General features: G+C 65.7%; 17 protein-coding genes. 11 read left to right on the top strand and 6 right to left on the bottom strand.

Annotated elements, in window-relative coordinates; genetic code table 11:
• Positions 1–7 precede the first annotated feature (7 nt).
• Positions 8–1,294: an MFS transporter gene (locus WC597_RS04970; RefSeq protein ID WP_372692165.1), complete on the bottom strand. Its 1,287-nt coding sequence runs from the start codon at positions 1,292–1,294 to the stop codon at positions 8–10.
• Between the two features lie 88 nt (positions 1,295–1,382).
• The gene (locus WC597_RS04965; RefSeq protein ID WP_372692163.1) at positions 1,383–2,084 is read right to left on the bottom strand and encodes a 2-keto-4-pentenoate hydratase; all 702 of its coding nucleotides are present in this window, start codon (positions 2,082–2,084) and stop codon (positions 1,383–1,385) included.
• A gap of 234 nt (positions 2,085–2,318) precedes the next feature.
• Between WC597_RS04965 and WC597_RS04960 the strand changes: the two genes are divergently transcribed.
• Complete coding sequence (locus WC597_RS04960; protein ID WP_372692162.1) at positions 2,319–3,404, top strand: LacI family DNA-binding transcriptional regulator; 1,086 nt, start codon at positions 2,319–2,321, stop codon at positions 3,402–3,404.
• A 45-nt stretch (positions 3,405–3,449) separates the two neighbouring features.
• Here WC597_RS04960 and WC597_RS04955 read toward each other — a convergent pair whose 3' ends face one another.
• The gene (locus WC597_RS04955; RefSeq protein ID WP_372692161.1) at positions 3,450–4,112 is read right to left on the bottom strand and encodes an RpiB/LacA/LacB family sugar-phosphate isomerase; all 663 of its coding nucleotides are present in this window, start codon (positions 4,110–4,112) and stop codon (positions 3,450–3,452) included.
• A 172-nt stretch (positions 4,113–4,284) separates the two neighbouring features.
• On the opposite strand from WC597_RS04955, the gene kduI reads away from it, so the two are divergent.
• The 4 genes from kduI to WC597_RS04935 all read left to right on the top strand — a co-directional run bounded on the left by kduI (position 4,285) and on the right by WC597_RS04935 (position 8,776).
• The gene (kduI, locus tag WC597_RS04950) at positions 4,285–5,130 is read left to right on the top strand and encodes a 5-dehydro-4-deoxy-D-glucuronate isomerase (protein ID WP_372692285.1); all 846 of its coding nucleotides are present in this window, start codon (positions 4,285–4,287) and stop codon (positions 5,128–5,130) included.
• Between the two features lie 22 nt (positions 5,131–5,152).
• Positions 5,153–5,911: a 2-dehydro-3-deoxy-D-gluconate 5-dehydrogenase KduD gene (gene kduD / locus WC597_RS04945; protein WP_372692160.1), complete on the top strand. Its 759-nt coding sequence runs from the start codon at positions 5,153–5,155 to the stop codon at positions 5,909–5,911.
• Positions 5,912–5,932: 21 nt separating this feature from the next.
• Positions 5,933–6,976 (top strand): PfkB family carbohydrate kinase, encoded by a 1,044-nt coding sequence (locus WC597_RS04940; RefSeq protein WP_372692159.1) that lies wholly within the window; start codon positions 5,933–5,935, stop codon positions 6,974–6,976.
• Between the two features lie 156 nt (positions 6,977–7,132).
• The gene (locus WC597_RS04935; protein WP_372692158.1) at positions 7,133–8,776 is read left to right on the top strand and encodes a pectate lyase; all 1,644 of its coding nucleotides are present in this window, start codon (positions 7,133–7,135) and stop codon (positions 8,774–8,776) included.
• A gap of 165 nt (positions 8,777–8,941) precedes the next feature.
• Here the strand turns inward: WC597_RS04935 and lldD are convergent, their stop codons facing one another.
• The 3 genes from lldD to WC597_RS04920 are packed head-to-tail and all read right to left on the bottom strand — an operon-like array spanning position 8,942 to position 11,677.
• Complete coding sequence (gene lldD / locus WC597_RS04930; protein ID WP_372692157.1) at positions 8,942–10,075, bottom strand: FMN-dependent L-lactate dehydrogenase LldD; 1,134 nt, start codon at positions 10,073–10,075, stop codon at positions 8,942–8,944.
• A gap of 9 nt (positions 10,076–10,084) precedes the next feature.
• On the bottom strand, positions 10,085–10,846 hold the full coding sequence (locus WC597_RS04925; protein ID WP_372692156.1) for an SDR family NAD(P)-dependent oxidoreductase: 762 nt from the start codon (positions 10,844–10,846) through the stop codon (positions 10,085–10,087).
• Between the two features lie 24 nt (positions 10,847–10,870).
• The gene (locus tag WC597_RS04920) at positions 10,871–11,677 is read right to left on the bottom strand and encodes an IclR family transcriptional regulator (RefSeq protein ID WP_372692155.1); all 807 of its coding nucleotides are present in this window, start codon (positions 11,675–11,677) and stop codon (positions 10,871–10,873) included.
• 140 nt (positions 11,678–11,817) lie between these two features.
• On the opposite strand from WC597_RS04920, the gene rhmD reads away from it, so the two are divergent.
• From rhmD to WC597_RS04890, 6 genes are all read left to right on the top strand, one after another.
• Entirely contained in the window at positions 11,818–13,011 is a 1,194-nt protein-coding gene (gene rhmD, locus WC597_RS04915; RefSeq protein ID WP_372692154.1) for an L-rhamnonate dehydratase, read from the top strand.
• A 19-nt stretch (positions 13,012–13,030) separates the two neighbouring features.
• The gene (locus tag WC597_RS04910) at positions 13,031–13,879 is read left to right on the top strand and encodes a fumarylacetoacetate hydrolase family protein (protein ID WP_372692153.1); all 849 of its coding nucleotides are present in this window, start codon (positions 13,031–13,033) and stop codon (positions 13,877–13,879) included.
• The gene (locus WC597_RS04905; RefSeq protein WP_372692151.1) at positions 13,876–14,625 is read left to right on the top strand and encodes an SDR family NAD(P)-dependent oxidoreductase; all 750 of its coding nucleotides are present in this window, start codon (positions 13,876–13,878) and stop codon (positions 14,623–14,625) included. The genes WC597_RS04910 and WC597_RS04905 overlap by 4 nt, the downstream gene beginning before the upstream one ends.
• A gap of 9 nt (positions 14,626–14,634) precedes the next feature.
• A complete protein-coding gene (locus WC597_RS04900) occupies positions 14,635–15,537 on the top strand; it encodes an amidohydrolase (protein WP_372692150.1) in 903 nt (300 codons plus the stop codon).
• Positions 15,538–15,601: 64 nt separating this feature from the next.
• Positions 15,602–16,867, top strand: a complete 1,266-nt coding sequence (locus WC597_RS04895) for a sugar MFS transporter (RefSeq protein WP_372692148.1) — start codon at positions 15,602–15,604, stop codon at positions 16,865–16,867.
• Complete coding sequence (locus WC597_RS04890) at positions 16,867–19,149, top strand: hypothetical protein (RefSeq protein ID WP_372692147.1); 2,283 nt, start codon at positions 16,867–16,869, stop codon at positions 19,147–19,149. The genes WC597_RS04895 and WC597_RS04890 overlap by 1 nt, the downstream gene beginning before the upstream one ends.
• Positions 19,150–19,172 lie beyond the last annotated feature (23 nt).

Below are 19,172 nucleotides of genomic sequence, written 5' to 3'. Positions count from 1 at the left end.
CCGTTCGTCAGACCTTGGCCGGCTCGTACTTCGGCATGATCAGGTGGATGACCAGAAGCGCGATCAGATAGACCGAACCCGCCACGATGAAGATGGGCGTATAGGTGCCGATCTTCTCCAGGATCTGGCCGACGTATTTCGAGAAGACCATCCCCCCGATACCGCCCAGCATCCCGCCGATGCCGACCACCGATCCCACGGCCTTGCGCGGGAAGACGTCGCCCGGCAGGGCATAGAGGTTGGCCGAGAAGCCCTGGTGAGCCGCTGTGGCCAGGCCGATGATCAGGACCGCGACCCACAGGTTCGACGCCTCTGCGGCGAACATGACCGGCACAGCCAAGACGGCGCACAACAGCATGGTCATCTTGCGCGCCTTGTTCAGGCTGATGCCCATATGCATCATCCGCGACGACAGCCAGCCCCCGCCAACGGAACCCACGTCCGACAACAGATAGATGGCGACGATAGGCGGACCGAAGGTCTTCAGGTCCAGACCGTAACGCTTGCCCAGGAAGTCCGGCAGCCAGAACAGGAACATCCACCAGATCGGATCGATCAGGAACTTGCCCGCCGCATAGGCCCAGGTTTCCTTGACGGTGAGCAGCTTGAGCCAGCCCACCTTCTCGTCCGTGTCGGCGGGATCCTGTTCGATATAGGCCAGTTCAGTCGCGGACAGGCGCTTTTGCTCGCGCGGCTTGCGATAGACCAGCAGCCAAATCGGCAGCCAGATCAGACCCAATGCGCCGGTAATGACAAAGGCCATTTGCCAGCCGAAGGACAGCACCAGGATCGGCACGATCAGGGGCGTGACGATGGCCCCGATATTGGTGCCCGCATTGAACAGGCCGGTCGCCAGCGCGCGTTCCTTCTTGGGGAACCACTCGGTTACGGCCTTGATACCGCCGGGGAAGCCCCCGGCCTCACCGGCGCCCAGCACCATCCGTGCCATGATGAAGTGGGACAGATCGCGCGCCCCGGCATGCAGGATATGGCCCACCTGCCAGATGGCGAACGCAATCCCCAGGCCCCAACGGGCGCCGATCTTGTCCATAAGCCGGCCCCAGATCGCATAAAACAGCGCGTAGGTGGCCTGGAAGTAGAAGACGATGTCGGCATAGTCGGTCTCCGACCAGCCCATCTCGACGGAGAGGGTCGGCTTGAGGAAGCCGATCATCTGCCGGTCGACGTAGTTGATGACCATGGCCGCGAACAGCAGCCACATGATCAGCCACCGGTATTTGCCCGGTGAAGGCGCCTTGATCTGAATCGGCGGCGCGACGGAAGCGTCTGACATGGTTATGAAAACCCGTTCCTAAATTTCCTCGACGCGTCCCTTGCTCTTTCCGTCCCTGAACGGCGGCGGGGTTGACGTCCGATGATGTTTACTTGGCCTCGGCCCTGACGACCGAACAATGAAGTTCTGCGATACCCTTGAAGATGCACACGGCCTCGTCGCCCGCGTGGACACGGTGGACGCCGGTGACGGCGCCGGTCGAGACCAGCGTGCCCGCCTTCAGCGGACGGCCCCAACGCGCGCAATGCTCCAGCAGGAAGCGCACCGATTCCATAGCGCCGCCGGCCAGCGAGGGCGAGCCGCCCGTGCCGACGCTGGCGCCGTTGATGACGGTCTCGACCTCGATGCCGTCCAGGCGCTCGCGCCAATTCTCGACCTCGGGACCGATCATCAGCCCACCGTTGTTGCCGAAATCGGAGGCGACGACGGCCGAACCCAGCTCATTGATCGCCGACAGCGGGCTGCCAGCCAATTCGACGCCGACGAAGACCTTGTCCACGGCGGCCGTGGCTTCTTCAATGGTCCAGTCCGTCTTGGCGGGATCGGCGTCTGCGCCGATGCGGGCGATGAACTCCGATTCGACGGCGGCGAACCCGCCCTCGATCTCGGGCAACGGCACGACGGTGTCGCCGGGCGCGGGCCAGACGTTGCGGGCGAAGATCGCGCCGGCCAGGCGGTGAATGCCCAGTTTCGGCTGCTGCGCCGGCGGCACGCCGCCCACCTTCCAACCCACGACCTCATCGGGGAATAGGCCGATGGCGATGTCCTGAATGGCGTAGGATTCGGCCATGCTCTGAGGAATCACGCCTGGATAATCGGGTGTGTTGCGCGCAGCTAGGCGCGCTGCGACGAACTGCTGTGCGATCGCGGCGGGATCTGCCGACAGCGCATCGGCTTGGCTCGCGAGAGAAGGGGTCGAAGTCAAAAGGGTCGCCTCGTGAATAAGCTTCGATAAGAGCGACGAAGGAAACCGGTGTCAATGCGCTTTAGCAACGCCCCATGGCGCTGACGGCGAGTCGCGGCTATGCCTTTGCGTTGCACAGAGGGAAGGAGCCGAACCTTGGCTCAAGACGATCCGCGATCCGGCAAACCGGGCAAGCGGGCCACGATCAACGATGTCGCCAGAGAGGCGCAGGTCTCCAAGAAGACCGTCTCGCGGGTCATCAACCAATCGCCGTTCGTCAAGGAAGACACGCGCGAACGGGTCAACGCCGTCATCAAGACCCTGGGCTTCACCCCCGATCCCCAGGCGCGCGGCCTGGCGTTCCGGCGCTCGTTCCTCGTTGGCCTGATTTACGACAACCCCAGCCCGACCTATGTCGTGAACATGCAGCAGGGTGTGCTGGATGCGCTGAAGGGTTCGGGACTGGAGCTGGTCGTCCACCCCTGCAACCGCAACTCCCCTACCCTGCTCGAGGACATTCGAGGCTTCGTCGAGCGCCAGCGTCTGTATGGCGTCATCATGCCGCCGTCGGTGTCGGAGGACAAACAGGTCATCGACCTGCTGCGGGACCTGGACTGCCCCTATGTCCGCATCGCCTCGGTGGCGCTGGACGAGCCGCAGGCCATGGTAGTCACCAACGACTGGATCGGCGCGGCCGAGGCGGCGGCGCATCTGGCCGACCTGGGGCACAGGCGAATCGGCCTGGTGCGCGGCCCGGACCTGTTCCGGTCGTCGGCCGTGCGGGGCAAGGGCTTCCTGGACGCCCTGGCCGAGCGGGGCATACCGCTGGACCCGGCCTATGACTTCAAGGGCGCCTATACGTTCGAATCGGGCGTCGAGGCCGGGCACGCCCTGCTGGCGCTGGATACGCCGCCGACCGCCATCTTCACCCTGAACGACGACATGGCCATCGGCGTGATGCAGGCGGCGCGGGATCGTGGGCTGGAACTGCCGCGCGACCTGTCGCTCGTGGGCTTCGACGACCTGCCAATGGCGGCGCGGGTCTGGCCCAATCTGACGTCGGTGCGCTTGCCGATCCGCGACATGGGGCGGATGGCGGCCGAGAAACTGCTGGCGCCGATGCGCGGCGTCGATCCGGCCAAGATGCAGCAGCCGGAAGTCCGACCGGCCCTGGTGGTGCGCAAGTCGGCGATTCCTGCGGCCTGAAAGAAGGTCGGTCGGCGCGCGTGATCGCGCGCCGACCTCTAGGCCTTAAGCCGTTTCGAGAACGGACTTGGCGGCGAGAACACTCTTCAGATAGTCGCGGATGCCTTCGTCGGTGGCGTTGGCGAAGAAGTATTCCTGGAAGCGCTCGCCGGCGATGGCCGCCTTCAGCAGATCCTGGTCCATCGTCTTCAGCACCGTCAGCATGTCGTGGCAGGTCACGGCCTTCAGGTCGCTGAGCACGCCGCGGTTCTTGCGCATGATCTCGGCCCGCTCACGCGGATAGCCCAGGCCGCGTTCGCCTTCGAAGAGCTTGCGATAGACGTCCTGCAGGTTCAGTTCCGCCGCCCAGCCAAAGCCCTTGGCGTAAGGCATGGAGATGGCGTTGCCGTCATTGATCTGGCCGAACAGGAAGGCGTCGGTCGGGTCGATGATCAGGCCGCAGAAGACGCCCGGCATGCTGTTACAGGCCAGCATCGATCCCGTGCCCGTGCCGCAGCCGGTGACGACGAAATCGGCGGCGCCCGAGTTCAGCAGGATGGCGGTCAGGACGCCGTTCATCACATAGGTCAGCGAGGCCTTATCCTCGGCCGCATACATTCCATAGTGGAAGACTTCGTGGCCCAGGGGCTCCGCGACGGCGGTCAGCGCGGCATGCACCATCTCGCTTTTGGCGGCCTGGCTGTTTTCGATGATGAGAGCGATCTTCATGGGGGAATCCTCAAGACGGTGGCGAAGCGATGCCGAACAGATGTCGGCGATTATGGTCTAATCCATTGCATCATAATATGACACCGGTTACCTAGTCCACAGAAGGACGGACGCAAGATCCGTCACTGTGGCTCGCGGTGCGAGTTCCTAGGGAGACGGCATGTACGACCCCATGTACGACAAAGTCTATCAGGCGACCCATCCCGACATGATGGACGGCGCCTCGAACCAGAAGCTGCGGGATCGCTATCTGATCGAGGGTCTGTTCGTTTCGGGCAAGATCAGCCTAAACTATTCCCACCACGAGCGCATGATCATCGGCGGCGCGACACCGGCCGAGACCGCCCTGAGCCTGCCCACCCATTCCGAGCCGCCGTCACTGGCCGGCGCGCCGTTCTTGCAAGCCCGCGAACTCGGCGTGGTCAATATCGGCGGCGCCGGTTCGATCACCGTCGACGGAGAGACCATCGAACTGGGCTTCCGCGACGGCCTGTATGTGCCGATGGGGTCGAGCGAGGTCAGCTTCGCCTCGAACAACGCCGCCGAGCCCGCGAAATTCTATCTGGTCGCCACCCCGGCCCACGCCCGCTACAACCTGACCAAGATCTCGATCGACGAGGCCGTGCCGCTGGAAATGGGCGCGCTGGAGACATCGAACGAACGGACCATCTACCAGTATGTCGTGCCGGCCAAGGTGAAGTCCTGCCAGCTGCTGCTGGGTGTGACGGTGCTCAAGCCTGGCTCGGTATGGAACACCATGCCGCCGCACATTCACGACCGCCGCTCGGAAGCCTATCTCTATTTCGGCCTGGGCGAGGACGACCGCGTCTTCCACTTCATGGGCGAACCGGACAAGTCGCGACACATCGTCATCGCCGACGGCGAGGCCGTGATCTGCCCGCCGTGGTCGATCCACACGGGCGCAGGCACGTCGAACTACACCTTCATCTGGGGCATGGGCGGTGAAAATCTCGACTACACCGACATGTACAAGCTCGACATCTGCCAGTTGAAGTAATCAGGACAAGAGGAAGAAAAACATGAGCAATCCGTTCGACCTAACCGGCAAGGTCGCCCTGGTCACCGGCGGCAATGTGGGCCTGGGTCAAGGCATCGCCCTGGCTTTGGCAGAAGCCGGCGCCGACATCGTCTCGGTCGCCCTGTCGGAGTCCGACGACACGGTCGCCAAGGTCCAGGCCCTGGGCCGTCGCGCCCACGCCATCAGCGCCGACCTGACCTCGATCGAGCCGGTCGAGCGCGTGGTTCAGGAAGCCCTGGCCGCCATGGGCCGGATCGACATCCTGGTGAACAACGCCGGCCTGATCCGTCGCGCTGATGCGGTGGACTTCACCGAGGCCGACTGGGACCTCGTGATGAACATCAACCTCAAGACGGTCTTCTTCATGAGCCAGGCGGTCGCCCGCCTGTTCATCAAACAGGGCGAGGGCGGCAAGATCATCAACATCGCCTCCATGCTGTCCTTCCAGGGCGGCATCCGCGTGCCCTCCTACACCGCCTCCAAGTCGGGGGTCGCCGGCCTGACCAAGCTGATGGCCAACGAGTGGGCGCCGCACCGCATCACCGCCAACGCCATCGCCCCCGGCTATTTCGCCACGGCCAACACCCAGGCCCTCCGCGAGGATCCGGTGCGTTCGGCCGAGATCCTGGGGCGTATCCCCGCCGGTCGCTGGGGCGAGCCTTCGGACTTGGGCGGCGCAGCCGTCTTCCTGGCCAGCCGGGCCTCGGACTATGTCCAAGGCGCCATCCTGCCGGTCGACGGCGGCTGGCAAGCACGCTGATCTAAGGCTAGCCTTCCGACCATGACAGACCACGCCTCGGGCGGCAGGATTCTTTGCTTCGGCGAGATGCTGCTGCGGTTCTCGCCCAACGACAACGAACTGCTGATGCAGTCCCCCGCCCTGACGATCCGTCCGGCGGGGGCCGAGGCGAACGTCGCCGTGTCGCTGGCCCGCTTCGGCGCGCCAACCGGGATGGCGACGGTCCTGGCCGACAATGCGCTTGGCCGAGGCGTGCGCGACGAGGTGCGCAAGCACGGCGTCGACACCTCGCAGGTTGTGTTCAAGCCGGGCCGCATGGGCCTGTATTTCCTGACGCCCGGCGCCGTGCGTCGTCCGTCGGAAGTGCTTTACGACCGCGCCGGTTCGGCCTTCGTCGAGCATGTCGATACGGCCTTCGACTGGGATCAGTTGCTGGACGGGGTCGAATGGTTGCACGCCTCGGGCGTGACGCCGGCGACGGGGCCGAACGGCTCGGCCGCCGCCGTGGCCATCATCGAGGCTGCCGTCCGCAAGGGCGTGAAGGTCAGCTATGACGGCAACTTCCGCGGCAAGCTGTGGGAACAGTGGGACGGCGATCCGCCCGCCACCCTGGGAAAGATGCTGGCCGGCGCCACGGTCGCTTTCGCCGACGACCGTGACTTCGCCCTGGTGCTGAAGACCAGGTTCGACAGCGCCGATCCGGCCGTTCGCCGTCGCGAGGCCGCCAAGGCCGCCTTCGCCGCCTTCCCCCGCCTGCAACGAATCGCCTGCACCCTGCGCGTCCAGGAAAGCGTCGCCGACCAGGCCTTGTCGGCGGTTATGCTGACGCGCGACGGCGATGGGGTGATCGAGACAAACGCCGAGGCCATTCAAATGGCTGGCGTCGTGGACCGCGTCGGCGGCGGCGACGCCTTCGCCTCCGGCGTGCTGTTCGGACTGTGGAGCGGATGGTCGGATCAGGAGGCGCTGGACTTCGGCCTGGCCGCCGCCGGGCTGAAGCACTCCGTGCCCGGCGACTTCAATCTGTTCACGGCCGACGAGGTGCGCGCGGCCATGGGCGACGGCGGGTTCGATATCCGCCGCTGAGGCCGCAAACATCGTGATGTTGGTGGAGGCTGCGTGGAGAAGTCCATGCGGCCTTTTTCATTGACGACGAAGCACTAGGAAACCGGTGTCAGTCATGCTTGAGTAACGCTTCGAAACGGTCGCCAAGAACCGTCCGAGGTCACACCAGGAGTTCCCATGTCCGTCACGTCCATGAACCGCCGCGCCCTGCTGGCCGCCGGCGCCGCCGCCACCTTCGTCGCCGCATCCGGCCCCGCCTTCGCCCAGACCTCTCCCGAGCGCGCCGCCGTCTTGGACGCCATGAAGCGCGCCGCCCGGTTCATGAGCGAGGAGGCCGCCGTCGAGGGCGGCTATGTCTGGCAATATCTGCCCGACTTCTCGCGCCGCTGGGGCGAGCTGGAAGCCAGCCCGACCATGATCTGGGTCCAACCGCCCGGCACCGCGACCGTAGGCCACCTGTTCCTGGACGCCTATCACGCCACCGCCGACGAATATTACTATGAGGCCGCCAAGAAAGCCGCCGATGCCCTGGTCAAGGGCCAGCACCCATTGGGCGGCTGGAACTATGTCATCGACACCGCCGGCGAGGAGTCGCTGAAGGAGTGGTATGGCACGGTCGCCGCCAACGCCTGGCGGCTGGAAGAATACCACCACTACTATGGCAATGCGACGTTCGACGACGCGGGCACGGCCGAGGCGTCTCAACTTTTGCTGCGGGTCTATCTGGAGAAGAAGGACCGCAAATATCTGGCGCCGCTGAACAAGGCGATCAGCTTCGTGCTGGAGAGCCAGTACGAAAGCGGCGGCTGGCCCCAGCGCTATCCATTCGTCCAGAACGGCGGCCTGCATGGGCACGCGGACTATACCCCCTACATCACCTTCAACGACGATGTGGCGGGCGAGAACCTGGAGTTCCTGATCTACGCCTATCACGGCCTGGCGCGGAACGGCCGGGGCGACGCCAAGGTGCTGGACGCCATCAACCGCGGCATGGACATCTTCGTGAAGACCCAGCAGCCGCAGCCGCAACCGGCCTGGGGCTTGCAGCACTTCCCCGACACACTGAAGCCCGCCGGCGCCCGGACCATCGAGCCCCAGGCCTTCGTCACCCATGCGACGGGGACCAACATCAAGTCGATGCTGGGCTTCTATCGCCTGACCGGTGACCGGAAATATCTGGCGCGCCTGCCCGAGGCGATGGACTGGCTTGATCAGGTGGCGACCAAGCCGCCGCTGAACACGCCGGGCCGCACGCACCCGACCTTCGTTCTGGAAGGCGCCAACACGCCGATCTACATCCACCGACGCGGGTCCAACATCGCCAACGGCCAGTATTATTCCGACGACAACCCCACCAATCTGATCGTCCACTACGGCTCGTTCCGCAACGTGGACACCCCTGCCCTGCGCGCCGAATATGCGCGCCTGTCCGCCCTGCCGGTCGATGAGGCCACGCAAGGCTCGCCGCTGAAGGCGCGTCCCGGCTCGCTGAATCTGCCGAAATATTTCACGCTTCAGGACGTGGATGTCTGGGACATGTCCAGCGACGCCCGTCGTCCGACCCGTCCGCACGCGAACCGCGCCGCCGAGGTGATGGCCGGGCTGAACACACGCGGCTACTGGCCCACGCCGCTGACCACGACGTCCAATCCGTACAAGGGGCCTTCGCCCACGGCGGTGACCGGCGGCGAGTATCAGATGACCCGTGTCGGCGACCTGTGGGACACCTCGCCTTATCAGACGGATTTCCCGGTCGAGGGTGTCTCGACCTCGGTCTTCATCCGCAACATGGGCGACCTGATCGAGGCGTTGGGAGCGTAAGCCGCACATATCCCTCTCCCGTTGGGAGAGGGCTTGAGCCTCGGAGAGCCGCAGGCGATCCGTCAGGCGAAAGGGTGAGGGTCGGGTCTGCGACCTGGCCCACCACCCGACCCTCATCCGACCGCTTCGCGGCCACCTTCTCCCAACGGGAGAAGGAACAAGAAATCAGAGCGCCAGCATCTCGCGGGTGATGCCCTCGACCGACTTCGCCCCGGTCAAGGTCATGGCCACCCGCATCTCCTTGTCGAAAAGGTCGAGCAGGTTGGCGACACCAGCCTCCCCACCCGCCGCCAGCGCATAGACGAACGCCCGCCCCAGCAGGACGGCGTCAGCGCCCAAGGCGATGGCGCGCACCACGTCCAGGCCGTTGCGGATGCCGGAATCGACCAGGATTTTCAGATCGCCTTTCACCGCCTCGGCGATGGCCGGCAAGGCGCGGGCAGACGACAGCACCCCGTCCAACTGACGCCCGCCATGGTTCGACACCACGATGCCGTCGGCGCCGAAGCTGACCGCGTCACGGGCGTCCTGAGCGTCCAGAATGCCTTTGATGATCATCGGCCCGTCCCAGAAGTCGCGGATCCATTGCAGATCCTTCCACGAGATCGACGGATCGAAGTTGTTGGCCAGCCAGCCGATATAGTCGGCCAGACCCGTCGGCTTGCCCAGATAGGCGGACACATTGCCCAGATCGTGCGGCCGGCCGTTCAGCCCCACGTCCCACGCCCAGGCCGGATGGGTCATGGCCTGGGCCATGCGGCGGATCTCGGCGTTGGGGCCACTCATGCCCGAATGGACGTCGCGGTAGCGGGCGCCGGGGGTGGGCATGTCCACGGTGAAGACCAGGGTCTTGACCCCGGCCGCCCTGGCGCGCTCCAGCGCATTTCTCATGAAGCCCCGGTCGCGCAGCACATACAGCTGGAACCACATGGGCCGGTCGATCGCAGGGGCCACTTCCTCGATAGGGCAGACCGAGACGGTGGACAGGGTGAAGGGCACGCCGCGCGACGCCGCCGCCTTGGCCGCCTGCACCTCGCCGCGCCGGGCGTACATGCCGGTCAGGCCGACGGGCGCGAGGATGATCGGCAGGCGCAGGGTCTCGTCGAACAACCGGGTTTCGAGGCTGAGGCTGGTCATGTCCTGCAGCACGCGCTGGCGAAGCGCGATGGCCTGCCAGTCCTCGACGTTGCGGCGCAGGGTCTGCTCGGCGTAGGCGCCGCCGTCGATATAATGGAACAGGAAGGGCGGCAGCTTGCGGCGCGCCGCCTCTCGGTAATCGCCCGGCGACGAGATGATCACGCGCCCGTCCTACTGGAAGTTGGCGAAGGCGCCGCCATCGACCAGCAGGGCCGCGCCGGACATGTAACCGGCCATGTCCGAAGCCAGGAAGGCGACGACCGAGGCGATGTCCTCAGGCCGGCCCAGCCGGCCCAGGGGAATGCGGCCTTCCATATATTCGCGCTTGGCCGGGTCGGCGAGATCGTCCTTGTTGATGTCAGTGGCGATGGTGCCGGGCAGGACCGAGTTGCAGCGGATGCCATGGCGACCCAGGGCGACGGCGCAGGATTGCATCAGGCTGTGCACCCCCGCCTTGGTCGGGGTGTAGTGGGTCTGCATCTCGCCGCCGACCAGGGCCGAGATCGAGCTGATAGCGACGATCGATCCACCCTCCCCTTGCTTCACCATCTGGTTCGCCGCCGCCTGCGTCATGAAATAGGCCCCGTGCAGATTGACCTCCATCGTGCGACGCAGGGTCTCGACCGGCATGTCGAGGAAGCCGTGGAAGGGGCAAATGCCGGCGTTGGACACGAAGACGTCCACGCGCCCGAACGCCGCGACGGCCGCGTTCACGAAGGTCGTGGCGCTGTCCGGCAGGGCTACGTCGGCGTCGACCACGATGGCCTTGCGACCCAGAGCCTCGATCTCGGCGACAACCTCGGCGGCGACGGCGTCGTCCTTGTAGGTATTGATGGCGACATTGGCGCCCTGGCGTGCGGCCTCTCTCGCCGTCGCCCGTCCGATACCCCGCGATGCGCCCGTGATCAGGACGACCTTGTTCTCAAGCAGCATGCGGGCTCCGGCGTTTCACTGTATTCAGGGTTTCGGCAGCCAACCGAGGTCGGCGCTGATGGCGTTGGCGGCGTCCGTGACAGTCTTGGTCAGTTCCGTCATCCGGGCGTCGGACATGTATTGGGCGGCCGAGGAGACGCTGAGCGCCGCGACGATATGGCCGTCCACCGAACGGATCGGGGCGGCGACGCAGCGGATCTGGTCCTCGTTCTCTTCCAGGTCGAAGGCGTAGCCCTTCTGGGCATAGCCGTGCATCCGCTCCAGCCAGACGGCGCGGGCCGACGAATCATAGGGCGCGCCCTCCGGCGCATAGAAGTCCATCCAGTCCGGCTCGGACTTGTCGAGAATCAGGGCCTTGCCCAGGCCCGTCGAGGCGATGGGATGGCGTTCGCCCAGGCGCGAGCCGATGTTGATGCGGCGGCGACCGGCGACCTTGTCCAGATAAAGAGCGTGGCGACCATCGAGCACGCCCAGGTGAACCGTGTCGTCGGTCTGGGCCGACAGCTGTTCCAGCCAGGGCCGGGCGACGCGCGGCAGGTGCATCTGCTGGCTGGCCGCATGGCCCAGTTCCAGCAATTTCGGGCCAAGAGAATATCCCTCACGCGGGCGGAACGACAGCAGACGACGATCCACCAGGGCCGAAGCCAGGCGGTGGGTCGTGCTGCGGGTCAGGTCCAGCTTCTCGGACAACTCGGCCAGAGGCAGCGAGCCCTCCATCAGGGCGTCGATCACATCCAGGCCGCGCAGCAGGGTCTGACTGCCGGACGCCTTGGCGCCGACTTCTTCTTCCCCATCGACCTGTGCGGTCTTGATTGACGTCACTCGTCCCATTTCGTAATCCTCATTCTCAGAATGTAGCAAAACACGCAAGCTTGTCCGGGGAACTGGGTTGAGTTTGACGCGGCGCACGGAGGAAAGCCAGTGAAATCCCGCATGATGGGAGCAAATCACCAAATGCCGGTGATTTCTCAATGAGCCGCCTGCCGAAGATCAAACACGTCCGCGCCTTCGTCGTGAAGAACGACGGAACCGGGGGCGGCGCCGACTATCATGACCAAGGCGACGGCCACTGGATCGATGATCATATCGCCACGCCGATGGCCAAATATCCCGAGTATCGCCAGAGCCGCCGCAGCTTCGGCATCAATGTGCTGGGCACGCTGGTGGTCGAGATCGAGGCCGAGAACGGCGTCGTCGGTTTCGCGGTGACGACCGGCGGCGAACCCGCCGCCTATATCGTCGAGAAACACCTGGCCCGCTTCCTGGAAGGCCGCGATCCGTCCGAGGTCGAGAAGATCTGGGACCAGATGTATTTCTCCACCCAGTATTATGGCCGCAAGGGTCTGGTGGTGAACGCCATCTCCGGCGTCGATCTGGCCCTGTGGGATCTGCTCGGTCGTCTGCGCCAGGAGCCGGTCTTCGCCATGCTGGGCGGCCCTGTCCGCGACGAGCTGACCTTCTACGCCACCGGCGCGCGGCCCGACAAAGCCAAGGAACTGGGCTTCATCGGCGGCAAGATGCCCCTGCACCACGGCCCCGCCGAGGGCGAGGAAGGCCTGCACAAGAACATCGCCGAGTTGGAGGCCATGAGGAACGCCTGCGGCGACGACTTCTGGCTGATGTTCGACTGCTGGATGGCGCTGGATCTGAACTACGCCACCCGCCTGGCCCATGAGGCCCACAAGCTGGGTCTGAAGTGGATCGAGGAGGCGCTGAGCCCCGACGATTACTGGGGCTATCAGGCGCTCAAGAAAGCCGCCCCCAAGGGGATGCTGGTCACGACTGGCGAGCACGAGGCCACCCGCTGGGGCTTCCGCATGCTGCTGGAAATGGAATGCTGCGACATCATTCAGCCCGACGTGGGCTGGTGCGGCGGCGTGACCGAACTGATCAAGATCTCCGCTCTGGCCGACGCCAAGGGCGTGCTGATGATCCCGCACGGATCATCCGTCTATTCCTACCACTTCGTCGTGACGCGCCATAACAGCCCGTTCGCGGAGTTCCTGATGATGGCCCCCGACGCCGACGAAGTCGTGCCCATGTTCCATCCCCAGCTGATCGGAGAGCCGGTTCCCGTAAACGGCAAGCTCAAGGTGCCGGATGCGCCCGGTTTCGGCGTCGAGCTGAACCGCGACGTCGCCCTGCATCGCCCCTACGCGCGCTAAGACGAAAGACACTTAAAGAATGAAACTGCTGCGTTACGGCCCTAGGGGCCAGGAAAAGCCGGGCACGCTGGACGCCGAGGGGCGCATTCGCGACCTATCGGGCGTCGTCGCCGACATCACGCCGGACCAACTGCATGGTGCGGCGCTTGAGGCGCTGAAGGCCATCGACCCGGCTACGCTTCCCCTGGTCGAGGGCGAACCCCGATATGGCGTGCCGGTGAACGGCAGCCGCAAGTTCATCGCCATCGGCCTGAACTTCGCCGACCATGCCGCCGAATCCAACCTGCCCATCCCGGGCGAGCCGGTGGTCTTCACCAAGGCCATCACCTGCCTGAACGGGCCGAACGATGACGTGATCATTCCGCGCGGTTCGGAAAAGACCGACTGGGAAGTCGAGCTGGGCATCGTGATCGGCAAGCCCGCCACCTACGTCACCCAGGACGAGGCGCTGGATCACGTCGCCGGCTATGTGCTGATCAACGACGTGTCCGAGCGCGCCTATCAGACCGAGCGCGGCGGCACCTGGGACAAGGGCAAGGGTTGCGACACCTTCGGTCCCGTCGGTCCCTGGATCGTCACTAGCGACGAAGTGGGCGACGTCCAGAACCTGGACATGTGGCTGGACCTGAACGGCAAGCGCATGCAGACCGGCAACACCAAGACCATGATCTTCGGCGTCGCCGAAATCGTCTCCTATTTGTCGGAGTTCATGACGTTGGAGCCCGGCGACCTGATCACCACGGGCACCCCTCCGGGCGTGGGCCTGGGCCAGAAGCCGCCGCTCTATCTGAAGGCCGGAGACACGGTTCGCCTGGGCATCCAGAAGTTGGGCGAACAGGGCCAGACCTTCGTGGAGTGGACGCGATGAGCGCTTATCAAGGGCGCTTCGCGGGCCGCACCGCCGTCGTCACCGGCGGCGCCTCGGGCCTGGGCAAGGCCTCGGCCGCCCGCATCGTCGCCGAGGGTGGCAAGGTCGTACTGTGGGATCTGAACGCCGATGCGCTGAAGGCGGCGGCCGAGGAGGTCGGCGCGACCCACGTCGTGGCCCTGGACGTCTCGGACGCCGACGCCGTCGCTGCGGCGGCCGAGGAATCAAACAAGGCCTTGGGCAGGATCGACATCCTGATCGCCTCGGCCGGCATCACCGGCGCCACCTTGCCGGTGCACGAGTTTCCGATCGACAGTTGGAAGCGCGTCGTCGACATCAATCTGAACGGCGTCTTCTACTGCTCGCGCGCCATCGTGCCCTTCATGCTGACCAACGGCTATGGCCGCATCGTCAACGTGGCCTCGGTCGCGGGCAAGGAAGGCAACCCCAACGCCAGCGCCTATTCGGCGTCCAAGGCCGGCGTCATCGGCTTCACCAAGTCGCTGGGCAAGGAACTGGCGGGCAAGGGCGTCATCGCCAACAGCCTGACCCCCGCCACCTTCGAAAGTCCGATCCTGGCCCAGATGCCGCAAAGCCAGGTCGACTACATGCGATCCAAGATCCCGATGGGCCGTCTGGGAGAAGTCGACGAGAGCGCCGCCATGGTCTGTTTCATGGCATCGGAAGAATGCAGCTTCACCACCGCCTCGACGTTCGACACGTCGGGCGGACGCACCACCTACTAGGGCGCGCGGGTGGGTTCGGATCTGCGTATCGTCGACGGCCACGTCCACCTGTGGGACTTGTCGCGTGCGCGCTACGGCTGGCTTCAGGACGATCCCCTGCCGAACAATCCGGCGGGGGACATGAGCCCCATCGCCAACGCCGACTATCTCCTGGACGACTATCTGGCCGATACGGCTGGATGGCGCGTGGACAAGATCGTCCACGTCGAGGCCGGCCAGCCGGTGGGCCAGCAGTTGGCCGAGACCGACTGGCTCCAGTCCATGGCCGATGACCGCGGCTACCCGCACGCCATCGTCGCGGGCGCCGACCTGCTCGATCCCGACCTCGATGCCCTGCTGGAGGCCCACGCGGCACGCCCGAACGTGCGCGGCGTGCGCCAGATCGTCTGCTGGCACGAGGATCCGCTGAAGACCTATACCGACCGCGACCTGCTGCGCGATCCGCAGTGGGTCAAGGGCTTCGCCAAGCTGGCGCGCCACGGCCTGTCGTTCGACCTTCAGCTTTATCCGTCGCAGATGGAGACCGCCGCCATCATCGCCGCGCGCCATCCCGACATTCCCATGATCGTCAACCATGCCGGCCTGCCGACCGACCGGGACGAGGCGGGCATGGAGCGCTGGCGCACGGGCCTGCGCCTGCTGGCCGCCCAGCCTCAGGTCTCGATCAAGATCTCGGGCCTGGGCATCACCGACCGCGCCTGGACACCTGACAGTATCCGCCCCGTCGTTCTGGAATGCATCGACGCCTTTGGGACCGAGCGAGCCATGTTCGCCTCCGACTTCCCCGTCGAAAGCGTCCACGGAACCTTCGACGCCTTCTATTCCGCCTTCGACGCGATCACGGCCGACTTCTCGGCCGCCGAACGCGACCGCCTGTTCGCCGCCAACGCCGAGGCGATCTACCGCATCTGACCCCCATTCCGCCGAAGCCGCATCAAGACGGCTAGGCCCCAAGGAAATCCAGGAGAGTATCCCCATGGCCATCGAGACCGACGCCGCCCACACCCCCGGCGGCCTTGCCAAACCCGCCGGTTCGCTGAAGGGCCCGCTGGCCTTCGCCATCGCATGCTTCCTGATCTGGGGTCTGGCCTATGGTCTGCTGGACGTGCTGAACAAGCATTTCCAGGAGACTCTGAGCATCAGCCAGGCCGACAGCGCCTGGCTGCAGATCGCCTATTTCGGGGCCTATCTGCTGCTGTCGATTCCGGCGGGCATGCTGCTGAATGCGCGGGGCTACAAGTTCGGCATCGTATCGGGCCTGGCGGTCACCGCCATCGGCGCCCTGTTGTTCATTCCGGCGGCTGGCGCGGGCGCCTTCCTGCCCTTCGTCGGCTCGATGTTCGTGCTTGCCGCCGGCCTGTGCATCCTGGAGACCAGCGCCGACACCTACGTCAATGTCCTGGGCGATCCGGCCAAGGCCTCGCAGCGTTTGAACCTGGCCCAGTCGTTCAACGCACTGGGCGTCTTCTTCGGTCCGCTGATCGGCGGCGCGGTCTTCTTCAGCCCGACCACGACCGAGGCTCTGGGCGGCGCGACCCGCTCGATCCAGATCGTCTATGGCCTGATCGCCGTCGGCGTGGTCCTGTTCGCCCTCGCCGTCTGGCGCGCCCGCCTGCCCGAGACCGGCCTGTCGGATCACGGCGGCGCGGTCGAAGGTGAGGCCCCCGCCCTGCCCCTGTCCAAACAGCCGCACTTCATCGCCGGCGTGATCACCCAGGCCCTCTACATCGGCGCGCAGGTCGGCATCGGCGCCTATTTCATCAATCTGGTGACCCACAACTGGCAGGGCCTGACGTCACAGCAAGGCGCCTTCATGTTGTCGCTGGCGGCCATCGGCTATCTGGTCGGCCGCTTCTTCGCCACCGCCCTGCTGCTGAAGGTCAAGCCCCGCGTCCTGCTGACCACCTATGGCGTGATCAACGTCGTCCTGACCCTGGTCGTCGCCGCCGGCATCGACAAGGTCTCGCCCATCGCCTTGCTGGCCGTCTTCTTCTTCATGTCCACCATGTTCGCCACCATCTTCGCCCTGGGCACCACTGGCTTGGGCGCCGGCACCAAGAAGGCCTCGTCCCTGATGGTTATGGCCATCGGCGGCGGCGTTCTGCTGCCCTGGCCCATGGGCAAGATCGCCGACCTCTACGGCGCCAACGTCGCCTTCCTGCTGCCCGCCGTCTGCTTCGCCGTCGTCGCCTGGTACGGCTGGAAGGGCGCCGGCCTTGGACTGAAGAAGGAAGCCGCCTGATGCGTCTTCGCACCGCCCTCCTCGCCTTCACCCTGCTGGCCGGTCCCACGGCCGCCTGCGCCCAGACGGTGACGCCTACCGCCGCCGTCGCGCCCGCCGCGACGATCGACAGGCACGCCCTGGTCACGCGCCACAACGTCAGCCTGACCGCCATCGACCGCCATGCCCCGATCATGCTGGGCAACGGCGACCTGGGCTTCACCGCCGACATCACCGGGCTTCAGACCTTCCCGGAACAGTATTCGGAACTGTCGCCCCTGCTGACCATGGCCCAGTGGGCCTGGCACAGCTTTCCCAATCCCAACGGCTATACCGAACAGGACGGCCTGATCGACGTGCCCGTGCCGGGTCGGGGCGAGCAACCCTATGCCTGGATGAAGTCGTGGGCGGTCGCCGAGACCCAGCCCGCCTACACCTGGCTGCGGGCCAATCCGCATCGGTTCTCGCTCAGCCGCATCGGCCTGACGTTCGCCAACGGCAGGCCGCTGGACTTCGCCAAGGTCGCCGACACGCGCCAGACGCTGGACCTGTGGTCCGGCGCCCTGACCAGCCGTTTCACCTATGACGGCCAGCCAGTCGAGGTCGTGACCCGGGTCCACCCGGCGCTGGACATGGTCATGGTCGAGATCGCCTCGCCCCTGGTCGCCGCCCAGGGTCTGGGCGTCCAGGTCCACTATCCGGGCGTGAACCCCGCCATCAATCCCGATCCGACAACGTTTGAGGCCTCTGGCGCGCAAAGCCTGAGCATCGTCGCCTCCGACACGGGCGACGTCCGCATTCGCCGCACCCTGGACGACACCACCTATTATTCCGGCATCACCGCCTCGGGTAAGATCGAACAGAGCGGCGCCGACGCCTTCCGCGTGGCCGCCGCTGGTCGCGAGCGTCTGACCGTCATGGTCCGTTTCGACCAGCAAGCCCAGACGCCAGCCACCCCAGCCTACAGCGCCGGCGTCCAGGCGACGACTACGCACTGGAACGGCTTCTGGACCCAGGGCGGCGCCGTGGATTTCACGGGCTCCACCGATCCGCGCGCGGCCGAGCTGGAGCGCCGGGTGGTCCTGTCCCAATACCTGTCGGCCGTTAACGGCGCCGGCGAACTGCCCCCGCAGGAAGAGGGCCTGTTCTCCAACAGCTGGTACGGCAAGTTCCACCTGGAAATGCACCCCTGGCACGCCGGCTGGCAGGCCATGTGGGGCCATCCCGACATGCTGGAGCGCAGCCTGCCCTGGTATGTCGGCAATCTGGACAACGCCCGCGCCGAGGCCGCCCGCCACCATGTGAAGGGCGCCTGGTGGCCCAAGATGGTCGGGCCCGAGGGCCGCAACAGCCCCAGCCTGGTCTCGCCCTTCATCATGTGGCAGCAGCCGCATCCGATCCTTCTGGCCGAACTGGTCTGGCGTGCCGAGAAGGATCCGGCCGTGCTGGATCGATACGGCGAGGTGGTCGAGGCCACCGCCGACCTGTTGGCCTCCTGGCCCATCGAGCAGGACGGCCGGCTGAACCTGGGCACGCCGATGATCCCGGCGCAGGAGAACTACGATCCCCTGACCACGGTGAACCCGACCTTCGAGGTCGAGTATTTCCGCTGGGCGCTGGAAACCGCCCAACAGTGGCGCGAACGCAAGGGTCAGGCTCGCCGCGCCGACTGGGATCAGGCCCTGGCCAAGATCGCACCGCCGCCGATGAAGGACGGTCTCTATCTGCCGATCGAGAACCTGCCGGACTTCTGGGAGACTGCCATGTCCGACGCCTGCCGCAAGCACGCGGCGGCGGCTCAGTGCAAGAACCGCGATCATCCCTCCTTCCTGATGGCCTATGGCTTCATCCCCGGCGCGCGGATCGATCCGGCCGCCATGCGCCGCACCTTCGAGGCGGTGGAGCAGAACTGGGACGTGCGTCAGACCTGGGGCTGGGACTTCCCGATGATGGCAATGACGGCGGCCCGCATAGGCGAACCGGACAAGGCCGTGAACTGGCTGTTCGCCAACCTGAAGAACAACCAGTGGGGCGTCACGGGCATGACCCCGCGCGTCCACCTAGACGAGCACGCGGACGAACTGGTGCCCGTGTCGGCCGGCGCTGGCGGGGTCGCGATGGCGGTCAACCCGGATGGACCTGGATACCGCCGCGCCGCCGAAACCTATTTCCCGTCCAATGGCTCGCTGCTGATGGCCGTCGGCCTGATGGCGGCAGGCTGGGACGGATCGAGCGGCCACGCCCCAGGCTTTCCCAAGGACGGCTGGACCGTCCGGGTCGAAGGCCTGACCCCCGCGCCGTAATCCAGAAAAAACCGAGAGGAACG

Origin of the sequence: Brevundimonas sp. (genome assembly GCF_041648115.1) — a bacterium.
Taxonomy (GTDB): domain Bacteria; phylum Pseudomonadota; class Alphaproteobacteria; order Caulobacterales; family Caulobacteraceae; genus Brevundimonas.
Note: the sequence above shows the minus strand (reverse complement) of the source record. Positions and strands in the feature narration are given on the sequence as shown.

What these genes read in the sequence shown, in the direction of transcription:
- WC597_RS04970 (WP_372692165.1), bottom strand. Translation starts at nt 1,294, where the DNA reads ATGTCAGACGCTTCCGTCGCGCCGCCGATTCAGATCAAGGCGCCTTCA.
- WC597_RS04965 (WP_372692163.1), bottom strand. Translation starts at nt 2,084, where the DNA reads ATGGCCGAATCCTACGCCATTCAGGACATCGCCATCGGCCTATTCCCC.
- WC597_RS04960 (WP_372692162.1), top strand. Translation starts at nt 2,319, where the DNA reads ATGCCTTTGCGTTGCACAGAGGGAAGGAGCCGAACCTTGGCTCAAGAC.
- WC597_RS04955 (WP_372692161.1), bottom strand. Translation starts at nt 4,112, where the DNA reads ATGAAGATCGCTCTCATCATCGAAAACAGCCAGGCCGCCAAAAGCGAG.
- kduI (WP_372692285.1), top strand. Translation starts at nt 4,285, where the DNA reads ATGTACGACAAAGTCTATCAGGCGACCCATCCCGACATGATGGACGGC.
- kduD (WP_372692160.1), top strand. Translation starts at nt 5,153, where the DNA reads ATGAGCAATCCGTTCGACCTAACCGGCAAGGTCGCCCTGGTCACCGGC.
- WC597_RS04940 (WP_372692159.1), top strand. Translation starts at nt 5,933, where the DNA reads ATGACAGACCACGCCTCGGGCGGCAGGATTCTTTGCTTCGGCGAGATG.
- WC597_RS04935 (WP_372692158.1), top strand. Translation starts at nt 7,133, where the DNA reads ATGTCCGTCACGTCCATGAACCGCCGCGCCCTGCTGGCCGCCGGCGCC.
- WC597_RS04925 (WP_372692156.1), bottom strand. Translation starts at nt 10,846, where the DNA reads ATGCTGCTTGAGAACAAGGTCGTCCTGATCACGGGCGCATCGCGGGGT.
- WC597_RS04920 (WP_372692155.1), bottom strand. Translation starts at nt 11,677, where the DNA reads ATGGGACGAGTGACGTCAATCAAGACCGCACAGGTCGATGGGGAAGAA.
- rhmD (WP_372692154.1), top strand. Translation starts at nt 11,818, where the DNA reads ATGAGCCGCCTGCCGAAGATCAAACACGTCCGCGCCTTCGTCGTGAAG.
- WC597_RS04910 (WP_372692153.1), top strand. Translation starts at nt 13,031, where the DNA reads ATGAAACTGCTGCGTTACGGCCCTAGGGGCCAGGAAAAGCCGGGCACG.
- WC597_RS04905 (WP_372692151.1), top strand. Translation starts at nt 13,876, where the DNA reads ATGAGCGCTTATCAAGGGCGCTTCGCGGGCCGCACCGCCGTCGTCACC.
- WC597_RS04895 (WP_372692148.1), top strand. Translation starts at nt 15,602, where the DNA reads ATGGCCATCGAGACCGACGCCGCCCACACCCCCGGCGGCCTTGCCAAA.
- WC597_RS04890 (WP_372692147.1), top strand. Translation starts at nt 16,867, where the DNA reads ATGCGTCTTCGCACCGCCCTCCTCGCCTTCACCCTGCTGGCCGGTCCC.